At 61.9% G+C, this 10,355-nt stretch carries 8 protein-coding genes; 2 read left to right on the top strand and 6 right to left on the bottom strand.

The genetic code is table 11. From position 1 onward, the window contains the following. Positions 1–49: 49 nt before the first annotated feature. Complete coding sequence (locus EN935_RS10135; protein ID WP_109666261.1) at positions 50–967, top strand: methyltransferase domain-containing protein; 918 nt, start codon at positions 50–52, stop codon at positions 965–967. Positions 968–1,071: 104 nt separating this feature from the next. After that, on the top strand, positions 1,072–1,434 hold the full coding sequence (locus EN935_RS10140; protein WP_109666264.1) for a hypothetical protein: 363 nt from the start codon (positions 1,072–1,074) through the stop codon (positions 1,432–1,434). Here EN935_RS10140 and EN935_RS10145 read toward each other — a convergent pair. Genes EN935_RS10145 through EN935_RS10170 form a run of 6 tightly spaced genes read right to left on the bottom strand, consistent with a single transcriptional unit; the run spans position 1,431 to position 10,050 of the window. After that, positions 1,431–2,372: a glyoxylate/hydroxypyruvate reductase A gene (locus tag EN935_RS10145; RefSeq protein ID WP_127264552.1), complete on the bottom strand. Its 942-nt coding sequence runs from the start codon at positions 2,370–2,372 to the stop codon at positions 1,431–1,433. The two genes, EN935_RS10140 and EN935_RS10145, sit on opposite strands and share 4 nt — an antisense overlap. 28 nt (positions 2,373–2,400) lie before the next feature. Beyond that, positions 2,401–4,032, bottom strand: coding sequence for an ABC transporter ATP-binding protein (locus tag EN935_RS10150; RefSeq protein ID WP_127264551.1), 1,632 nt, complete (start codon positions 4,030–4,032; stop codon positions 2,401–2,403). Next, the gene (locus EN935_RS10155) at positions 4,029–5,174 is read right to left on the bottom strand and encodes an ABC transporter permease (RefSeq protein ID WP_127373299.1); all 1,146 of its coding nucleotides are present in this window, start codon (positions 5,172–5,174) and stop codon (positions 4,029–4,031) included. Before EN935_RS10155 ends, EN935_RS10150 begins: the two co-directional genes overlap by 4 nt. After that, positions 5,174–6,271 carry a microcin C ABC transporter permease YejB gene (locus tag EN935_RS10160; protein ID WP_109666276.1) on the bottom strand — a complete coding sequence of 366 codons (1,098 nt, stop codon included), beginning with the start codon at positions 6,269–6,271 and terminating at the stop codon, positions 5,174–5,176. Before EN935_RS10160 ends, EN935_RS10155 begins: the two co-directional genes overlap by 1 nt. A 30-nt stretch (positions 6,272–6,301) precedes the next feature. Beyond that, positions 6,302–8,170: an extracellular solute-binding protein gene (locus EN935_RS10165; RefSeq protein ID WP_127265230.1), complete on the bottom strand. Its 1,869-nt coding sequence runs from the start codon at positions 8,168–8,170 to the stop codon at positions 6,302–6,304. Further along, complete coding sequence (locus tag EN935_RS10170) at positions 8,170–10,050, bottom strand: extracellular solute-binding protein (RefSeq protein ID WP_127265229.1); 1,881 nt, start codon at positions 10,048–10,050, stop codon at positions 8,170–8,172. The genes EN935_RS10165 and EN935_RS10170 overlap by 1 nt, the downstream gene beginning before the upstream one ends. Positions 10,051–10,355: the final 305 nt, after the last annotated feature.

A 10,355-nucleotide genomic window follows, 5' to 3' on the forward strand; every position in this document is an offset into this window, starting at 1 on the left:
CTCCCGCATACAGCACCGCCGGCTCGATCCGCCGGCAGGACCCATCGCCATGAAACCGCTTCAGGCCTCGTCCGGCGACTTGAACGCCGATCGCCGTGCCGACTATGCCGAGATGCTGCATGCGGACGGCGATCATGCGGCAGCGGCGGAATTGCTGCTCGGTGCGCTGGGGATGACACCGCAATGGGCGATGGGCTGGTTTCGCCTCGGCGAGATACAGCAGGCGGCGGGCGCGCCGGATCTGGCTGCGCAGGCCTGGACGATGTCGCTGCAACTCGATCCATCGGATCATCAAGGCGCTGCACTGAACCTGCAATTGATCGGCAAGGCGCCGGCGCTCGATGCGCTGCCCAGCGCCTTCGTCGAGACCCTGTTCGACCATTATGCCGAGAGCTTCGATGAATCACTGGTCGACAGACTGGGCTACCGGCTGCCTGAGTTGCTCGATCAGGCCATTCGAACGGCAAGGCCGGGGCGCTTCGCGCTGGCGCTGGACCTCGGCTGCGGCACCGGCCTGATGGGGCAGAGGCTGCGGCCAATCGCCGATCGGCTGGAGGGGTATGACATTTCGGCCAGGATGCTGAAGCAGGCGCGGGCCAAGAGCGTTTATGATTTCCTTGATAAGGCTGATCTGCGGGATTTTTCCTATGCCGGCCCGAAAGCCGATCTGGTGACGGTGGCCGATGTCTTCATCTATGTCGGCGCGCTGGACGGCGTTGTGAAGACGATTGCCGGCTTGCTGGCAAGGGATGGCCTGTTCGCCTTTTCCGTCGAGAAGCTGGCCGGCAGTGGCGATTTTGTCCTGCAGCCATCGCGCCGCTACGCGCATGCGCAACACTATGTGCGCGACGTCCTGGCTGCCAACGGATTTTCGGTCCTGTCGCTGGAAACAACCGTGATCCGGCAGGACCGGCGGGAACCCGTCAACGGGCTGGTCGTTGTGGCAGGCAGGCTGCCGGCGGCTTGAGGCTGCAGTCTCTTGTGGCCTTGCGGACATCCGTGCTGCGAAAAAGTCCGATTTGCATGCGCGACTGGTCGCATCAGGGCGGGATATCAGGAGGAGCATAGTCGATGCGCTGGAACATGATGATCTTGGCATCTTGCCTGCTGACCGCCGGCTGCGTCGGCGGCACCTCGATGGCCGAACGGCAGGACGCCAACATCCAGTCTTCCCTGCAGTATGACAGCGTGCCGTGCGACCAGTTGCTGGCGCAGCGCAACGGCTTGGCGCAGCAATACAACCTTTCGGCGAAGGCCAAGCCGACCTTCTCCAATCCGGCCATGGGCTTCGGCCCGTTCACGCCGGACATGCGCTCCAAGGCCAAGCGCGACACCGACAAGGCGAGCGGCGAGATCGATGCCATGAACCGGTCGATTGATCGCCGCGACTGCGGCCATCCGGACAAGCAGAAGAAGCTCGCTCTGCCTGGTTAATATCCGGCTTTGCGGTCCACCAGATTGTCGAGCTTTTCGCCGCGCTCGAAGGCGTCCATCTGGCGCAGCATGATTGGCGCCAAATGGACAGGGTCGGAGGTCGCCGCCGCGTGCGGCGTCACGAACACTTTTGGATGCCCCCACAGCGGGCTGGTCTTCGGCAGCGGTTCGACCTCGAACACGTCGAGGCTTGCCTCCTTCAGTGTGCCGTCATCCAGCGCCCGCAAAATGTCGGCGTCCTTTTGCAGGCGGCCGCGCCCGGCATTGATCAGCACCGAGCCGCCGAGGCCGTTGCGTTTCCTCAATTCCTTCAGCACGCCGTAGTTGATGATGCCCTTGGTGTCCGGCGTCAGCGGCAAAAGCACCACCAGGATGTCGGTGGCCTTGAGGAAGGGAATCAGCCCGGCCTCGCCGGAATAGGTCGCGACGCCTTGCATGGCCTTGTCGCTGCGCGACCAGCCATTGACGGCAAAGCCGAGCGACAGCAGCACCGAGGCCGCGGCGCGGCCGAGACTGCCGAGACCCATGATGCCGACCGAAATGTCACCGGCCGGCCTTTGCTGCGGCTCGTGCCAGATCTTTTTCGGCTGCTGCGACCGGTAGAGCAGGCCCTGGCGGTGATGGTCGAGCACCCGCCAGACGACATATTCGGTCATGTACTGGGTGAGGTTGTCGGCGACGACCTTGACGATCGGCACATCGGGCAGGCCGGGATCGGCGAAGATATGGTCGACACCGGCGCCGATCGAGAAGATGGCGCGCAGATTGGGCAGTGACGCCAGGATGTTCGGCTTCTGCTTCCACACCACGGCATAGGTGATCGAGGGGTCGCTGGCGCCGTCCGGCTCCAGCACCACCTCGCGTTCGGCCGACAGGAGTTCGCGCCAGCGCTGCGGATGAAAGCCGGTGACGGCAAGCAGGATGCGGCCTTTTTCCATTGCGATCTTCTCGTCCTCTTTACGCAAATCACTCGCTGACGATGCCGACCGGCGCCGTTTCTATCTTGAAGGCGGCTGAGATCAGAGCCCGAGTATAGTCGGTTTGCGGATTTTCAAAAATCTGCTGGGAAGGGCCGGCTTCGACGATCCTGCCATTGCGCATGACGATGACGTCGTTGGCCAGCGCGCGGATGACTTTCAGGTCATGGCTGATGAAAAGATAAGCGAGGTCGTGCTTGGCCTGCAGGCTGCGCAGGAGGTCGACGACCTGCGCCTGCACGCTCATGTCGAGCGCCGATGTCGGCTCGTCCAGCATGACGAAGCGCGGGTTGAGCACCATGGCGCGTGCAATGGCGACGCGCTGGCGCTGGCCGCCGGAGAACTCGTGCGGGTAGCGGTTGCGTGTCGCCGGATCGAGGCCGACTTCCTTCAGCACGGCCGCCACCTTGTCGTCGCGCTGGTCGGGCGACAACTTGGGCTCGTGGATCTTCAGGCCTTCCTCGATGATCTCGGCGATCGACATGCGCGGGCTGAGCGAGCCGAACGGATCCTGGAAGACGATCTGCAATTCGCGCCTGAGCGGTCGCATGGCGTTGAAGGACAGCTGGTTGATGTCGCGGCCGTTGAACTGGATGGTCCCGCTCGAGGAGATCATGCGCGCCAGCGCCAGGCCGAGCGTCGTCTTGCCGGAGCCGGATTCGCCGACCACGCCCAGCGTCTGGCCGGCGCGCACCGTGACATCGATGCCGTCGACCGCCTTCACATTGTCGACGGTGCGGCGGAAGAAACCCTGTTTGATCGGGAACCAGACCTTTATGTCCTTGCCGGTCATCACAGGCTTGGCCGCGGCATTGGCGGCCGGCGGTCTGCCCTTCGGCTCGGCCGCCAGCAGATGCCTTGTGTAGGCATGCTGCGGATTGGCGAAGATCTCCTTGGTCGGGCCTGTCTCGACGATCTTGCCCTTGGTCATCACGCAGACCCGGTCGGCAATCTTGCGCACGATGCCGAGATCATGGGTGATGAACAGCATCGACATGCCCTTGCGGCTCTTCAAGCCGGCCAGCAGTTCGAGGATCTGGGCCTGCACGGTGACGTCGAGCGCCGTCGTCGGTTCGTCGGCGATCAAAAGTTCAGGCTCGTTGGCCAGCGCCATGGCGATCATCACGCGCTGGCGCTGGCCGCCTGACAGCTGGTGCGGATAGGCATCGAGGCGCTTGTGCGGATCGCGGATGCCGACCTCGTTGAGCAAGGCCAGCGTGCGCTCCTTGGCCGGTCGGTCGGCCATGCCTTGATGCAGCTTCAGGATCTCGACGATTTGATGCTCGATCGTGTGCAGCGGATTGAGCGACGTCATCGGCTCCTGGAAGATCATGGTGATCTTGTTGCCGCGCACCTGCCGCAACTGCTTCTCGCTCATCGCAAGCAGGTCGGCGCCCTGGAACAGGATCTTTCCCGAGGGGTGGCTGGCGCTGGGGTAGGGCAGCAGCTTCAGCACCGACAGCGCCGAGACTGATTTTCCGGAGCCGGATTCGCCGACCAGCGCCACCGTCTCGCCCTTGGCGATGTCGAACGAGATGTGGTCCACAGCCAGCGACTGGCCGCCGCCCTGGCCGAAGGCGACGCTGAGGTCCTGTACGCTGAGCAGGGGCGCTTCGCTCATCGGAACGTCTTGCGCGGATCGAAGGCGTCGCGCGTTGCCTCGCCGACGAAGACCAGCAGCGACAGCATCAGCGAGATGACGATGAAGCCGGAAATGCCGAGCCACGGCGCGTTGAGGTTGCGCTGCGCCTGCTTCAGCAGTTCGCCGAGCGAGGCGGAGCCGGGCGGCAGGCCGAAGCCGAGATAGTCGAGCGAGGTCAGCGTCGAGATCGAGCCTGAGAGCAGGAACGGCAGGAAGGTCAAGGTCGCTACCATGGCGTTGGGCAACAGGTGCCGGAACATGATGGTGCGGTTGGGCACGCCGAGCGCGCGGGCCGCGTTGACATATTCGAAATTGCGGGCGCGCAGGAACTCGGCCCGCACCACGCCGACCAGCGCCACCCAGGAGAACAACAGCATCAGGCCGAGCAGGATGAAGAAGCCTGGCGGCAGGATGGCAGCGACGATGAGCAGCAGATAGAGCACTGGGATCGCCGACCAGATTTCGATGAAACGCTGGAACAGCAGATCGGCCCAACCGCCGAAATAGCCTTGCACGGCGCCGGCCGCGACGCCGATCAGGGCCGAGCCGGCGGTCAGGATCAGGCCAAACAGCACCGAAATGCGGAAGCCGTAGATGACGCGCGCCAGCACGTCGCGTGCCTGGTCGTCGGTGCCGAGCCAGTTCCAGTTGCCGACGATGCAGGCCGGGTCGGCCGCACCCTGCGGATACTGGTTGCAGCGCGTCTTGGCGTCATACTGCCAGGACGGCTTGGCCGGAGCTGCTTCCGGAATAGCGTTGTTGACGGTCTGATAGGAGTAGCGCACCGGCGGCCAGATCATCCAGCCATTGGCGTTGATCTCGTCCTGGATGACCGGATCGCGATAGTCGGTGACGGCATAGAAGCCGCCGAATTTTTCCTCGGGATAGGCGACCAGTACCGGAAACAGGATCTCGCCCTTGTAGGAAGCGATGATCGGTTTGTCGTTGGCGATGAATTCGGCAAACAGCGACAGCACGAACAGGACGAGGAAGATCCACAACGACCAGAAGCCGCGCCGGTTGGCTTTGAAGTTCTGCAGGCGGCGCTTGTTGAGCGGCGACAGAAACGGCCGCTTGATCCGCGCGGGTGCAGCCTCCGCGGTGGCAGTAGCCTCCGACATCAGACGTCTCTCCGCTCGAAATCGATGCGCGGATCGACCCAGGTGTAGAGCAGGTCGGACAGCAGCCCGACGAACAGCCCCAGAAGCGAGAAGATATAGAGATTGGCGAACACGACGGGATAGTCGCGCTCGACCACCGACCGGAAGCCGAGCAGGCCGAGGCCATCGAGGGAAAAGATGTTCTCGATCAGCAGCGAGCCGGTGAAGAAGGCCGAGATGAAGGCGCCGGGAAATCCGGCGATGACGATCAGCATGGCATTGCGGAAGACGTGGCCATAGAGCACCTGCCGTTCCGACAGGCCCTTGGCCCGCGCCGTAACCACATACTGCTTGCGAATTTCTTCGAGGAACGAGTTCTTGGTCAGCAGCGTCGTGGTGGCGAAGGCCGACAGCACCAGGGCGGTCAGCGGCAAGGTCATGTGCCAGAAATAGTCGACGATCTTGCCCCACCAGGACAATTGATCCCAATTGTCCGATGTCAGGCCGCGCAAGGGAAACCAGTCCCAGAAGGATCCGCCGGCAAACAGCACCATCAGCATGATGCCGAACAGGAAGCCAGGGATGGCATAGCCGACGATCACGACGCCGCTGGTCCAGACGTCGAAGGGGGTGCCATCCTTGACCGCCTTGCGGATGCCGAGCGGGATCGAGATCAGGTAGGACAGAAGCGTGATCCACAGCCCGATCGAGATCGACACCGGCATTTTTTCCAGGATCAGGTCGAGCACGGAAATGTCGCGGAAATAGCTGTCGCCGAAATCGAAGCGGGAATAGTTCCACAGCATCATGCCGAAGCGTTCGAGCGGCGGCTTGTCGAAGCCGAACTGCTTCTCCAGCTTCTTGATGAATTCCGGATCGAGCCCCTGCGCGCCGCGATATTTCGAGCTGACGTCGCCGGCGACGTCGAAATTGGCGCTGCCGCCCGCGTCGCCACCGCCGCCGCCGAGGCGGTCGCTGCCGCCCTGGTTGGTCAGCCTGGCGATGACCTGCTCGACCGGGCCGCCGGGGGCGAACTGGATGACAGCGAAGGATATCGCCATGATGCCGAACAGGGTCGGGATCATCAAAAGGATGCGGCGCAGGATATAGGCGCCCATCAGGCTTTCTGCCTTCGTTGGACCGATATCTCAGCCTTTGCCAATTTTTGCCGCCTTGCCCTTATCGAACCACCACAGCGTCTCGACCGGAAAGCCGAAATCGGGCTTCTGCTCGACAAAGCCGAACATGTCCCAATAGGCGACGCGGTGATTCGCCAGATAGTATGTTGGAATCCAGTCCAGCCGCGCGCGCAAGACCCGGTCGAGCGCTCTAAGCGCCGTGACGAGTTCAATTCGGCTTTTCGCCTTGCCGGCTGCCACGATCAGCGCGTCGATGGCTTTGCTTTCGGTGCCCGGATAGTTGCGCTGCCCCGGCGTTTTCGCCATCCGGGAATCATAGAGCATCTCCAGGCCGTCGTCGGTCGGCGTCGCCCCGATCGACCAATGCAGCAAGGCAAGATCGAAGTCGTAATCGCTCTGCCGCTGTTCATACTGTGCCGAATCGATTTGCCGGATCGATGCGTCGATCCCGATCGCCTTCATATTCTCGGACCATGGGGTGTAGATGCGAACGATGCCGTCATCCTCCGCCAGCATTTCGACCCGCAGCTGCTCACCCTTGTCGTTGACGACGAAACTGCCCGCGCGCTTCCAGCCGGCTTGCGCAAGCAATCTTGAAGCCTCGCCCAGCAGCTTGCGGTCATGGCCCGAACCGTCAGAGAGGGGCTGCGTTACCGCTTCTCCAAAGACCTCTGGCGGCAACTCGGTCCGGAACGGCTCCAGCAGGGCTAATTCGCCAGGCGAGGGCAGGCCTTCGGCCTTGTAGTCCGACCGTTCGAAGTTCGATTGAGAGCGCTCGTAAGAGCCGTAAAACAGGGCCCGCTTCATCCATTCGAAATCGAAGCATCTGGCTATCGCCTGCCGCACCCGCTCATCGCGGAACTGCGGACGACGCTGATTCAGCGCGACAGCCTGCATGTCTGGCGTCTTCTCGCCGGGAAACTCCCGTTTGACGACCTTGCCATCCTTCAGCGCCGGAAAGTCGTATCCGGTCGCCCACACCCGTGAGGTGAATTCCTCGCGAAAATGCGTGTCGCCTTTCTTGAAGGCCTCGAAGGCGGCCTGCCGATCAAGATAGAAGTCGATGCGGATACGGTCGAAATTATAGAGGCCACGGTTCACCGGGAGATCGCGGCCCCAATAGTCGGGCACACGGTCATATTCGACAGTCTGTCCGGCCGCCACGCGTCCAATCTTGTAGGGTCCCGAACCAAGCGGCGGTGTCATCGTCGAGGAATCGAAATCATTGGCCGTATAAAAGGCCTTGGAGACGATCGGCATCCCCACGATCGCAAGGATGTTTTGCGCCGACTGTTTGCCGTTGAGGGTGAGATCGAAGGTGGCGGGATCGACCGCAACCGCGTCGGCCATGTACCGCAACGCCTGGGAAAGGTTCGGATGGCCCTTGTCCTTATAAAGCTTCAGCGCGAAGACAACGTCTTCCGCAGTCAGCGGCGAGCCGTCGTGGAAACGCGCTTGCGGTCGCAGCGCGAAGCGGAAACCGTTGCGGTCTGGCGACAGGGTAACGGTTTCGGCAAGCAGGCCATAGACCGCATCCGGCTCATCGAGCGCGCTTGTCATCAGCGAATCGAAACAGAGTTCGGTGCGCGGCGGCGCCTCCCCCTTCAGCACCAGTGAGTTCAATGTGTTGAAGGTCAGGAAGCTCTGATTGAGGGTCGAGTTCGGCGGCGCGAAATTCATCTGGCCGCCCTTTGGGGCGTCCGGATTGACGTAGTCGAAATGCGTGAAGTCCGGTTTGTATTTGAGGTCGCCGAAGGCGGACAGGCCGTGCAGTTTGGTGCCGGTCGCCGTGTCGGCGAAGGCTCGGCCTGGCAACAGCGTTGCCGCGACTGCGGCCGTGCCGAGGGCGAGAAAGTCGCGACGGGGCAGGGCCGCCATCAATTGCTGCCCTTGTATTTGGCCGCCAGCGCCTTTTCTCTGTCCGGGTCGATCCACCAGGAGTCCAAATCGACGCCGAGATAGGTTGGTTGTTTTTCAGGCATGCCGAACTTGTTCCAGTACGCGGCCCGAACTTTCCCCAAGTGCCATTGCGGCACCATGTAGAAATTCCAAAGCAATACCCTATCGAGGGCATGGGTCGCAGCCGCCAGGTCGTCGCGGTCGGTCGCAAAGATGACGCGGTCGATCAGCGCGTCGACGACAGGGTTCTTGATGCCGGCCAAATTGCGTGACCCGGCCCTGTCCGCAGCCGTGGAACTGAAAAAGTCGCGCTGTTCGTTGCCGGGTGAGTTGGATTGCTGAAAACCTGCGAGCGCCAGCATGTCGAAGTCGAAAGCGCGGGTACGGTTCGTATATTGGCTGTCATCGACAATGCGAAGCGTTGCATCGATGCCCAGGCGCCGCAAATTGTCGATGAAAGGCGAGGCGACCCGCTCGTCAACGGGATCATTGCCGAGGAACTCGATCTTGAACACTTCGCCGGTCTTCGCATTCACCAGCTTTCCGGCCTGATTGATCCAGCCGGCTTGCTTGAAAAGCTCGTAGGCCTTGCGCAAATTCTCGCGACCCGATTGTGGCGTGTCGTAGACCGGCAGCTTGAATTCCTGCGTGAACAGTTCAGGCGGCAACTTGTCTCGAAACGGCTGGAGTATCTCCAACTCCTTGCCCTGTGGCAGGCCGGTCGAGGCCAGATCGCCGCCTTCGAAATAGCTGTCCGTGCGCGTATAGGCGCCGAAGAAAATGGTTCGGTTCATGCTCTCGAAATCATACGCGTAGGTGAGTGCCTGGCGTACGCGCGCATCCTGGAACAGCGGGCGGCGCGTATTTATCAAATAGGCCTGCATGGGTTCCGGTGAGGTCGTGGGGAATTCCTTTTTGATGACATCTCCGGATTTGATCGCTGGAAAGGTATACTCGACCGCCCAACGCTGGGCGCGTGCCTCGGCGCGGAAGTCCTCGAAGCCCCCTTTGGTGAAGGCCTGCCAACCGGCGTTGTCGTCAAGGAAATAGCTGAAACGCTGCTTGTCGAAATTCTCGCGGCCGATCTTCACCGGCAGTTTGGCGCCCCAATAGTCCGGCACACGCTGCCAGATGATTTCGGAACCCGGCTTGAAACTAGCGATCTTGTAGGCTGCTGACCCCAGCGGCGGCTCCAGAGTCGTCTTGGTGATATCGCGCTTCTTGCCGCTGGCGTCGTTGCCCTCCCACCAATGCTTCGGCAGAATGACGAGATCGCCGAGAATCTTCGGCAGTTCCCTGTTGCCTTTCTGATTAAAGTGGAACTCGACCTCGCGATCGGAGACCGCGACCGCGTCGGTGACGTTCTCAAAATAGCGGTTGTACAACGGGCTGTTGGCCTTCAGCACCTGGAACGACCAGATCACGTCGTCGACAGTGATCGGCTGGCCGTCATGCCATTTCGCACGCGGGTCGAGCCGGTAGGTCGCGGAGGAATAGTCAGCCGGATATTTGTAGGCATCGGCGATCAGTGGGTGGCTGGTGCTGCCTTCGTCGGTCGCCTGCTCCAGCAGCGTGTCATAGAGCAGGCCGCCGCCAAACCCGACGAGGCCGGCCGCCGGCGATCCCTGCACGATATAAGGATTGAAGTTGTCGTAGGTGCCGATCACCACCCGGTTCACCGTGCCGCCCTTGGGCGCGTTCGGGTTGACGTAGTCGTAGTGCTGAAAATTGTCGCCGTATTTGGATTCGCCGATCAGCGATGAGGTGGTGCGCCATTCGTCGGCGCGGGTAGCCTGCAATCCCGCCGCCAGAAGGGCTGCCGCCAGCAACGACTTGAGAAGCGTTCGGCCAACCGTCATGCACTATCCTCTTCGCAATGCCCGTTATGGGCAATCTAGATGATTTGGCGCTCGTGAAAACCGCCATGCGCGGCTTTGTCGCCGCATATGCATTTTTCCTAACAAAAAAGCCGGGCTGAACCCGGCTTTTTCAAGGTCGTTGAGCTGACAGTTTGTTTATTTGGCCGGGGCAGCTGGAGCGGCAGGTGTCGCCGGCTTGGCTGGAGCGGCACCTTCAGCCGGCTTTGCCGGAGCAGCTGCATCGGCAGGCTTGGCGGGCGCGGTTGCATCGGCGGCAGCGCCTGGCGCCGGCAGCGGCTTGGGAT

Origin of the sequence: Mesorhizobium sp. M7D.F.Ca.US.004.03.1.1 (assembly GCF_003998635.1) — a bacterium.
Classification (GTDB): domain Bacteria; phylum Pseudomonadota; class Alphaproteobacteria; order Rhizobiales; family Rhizobiaceae; genus Mesorhizobium; species Mesorhizobium loti.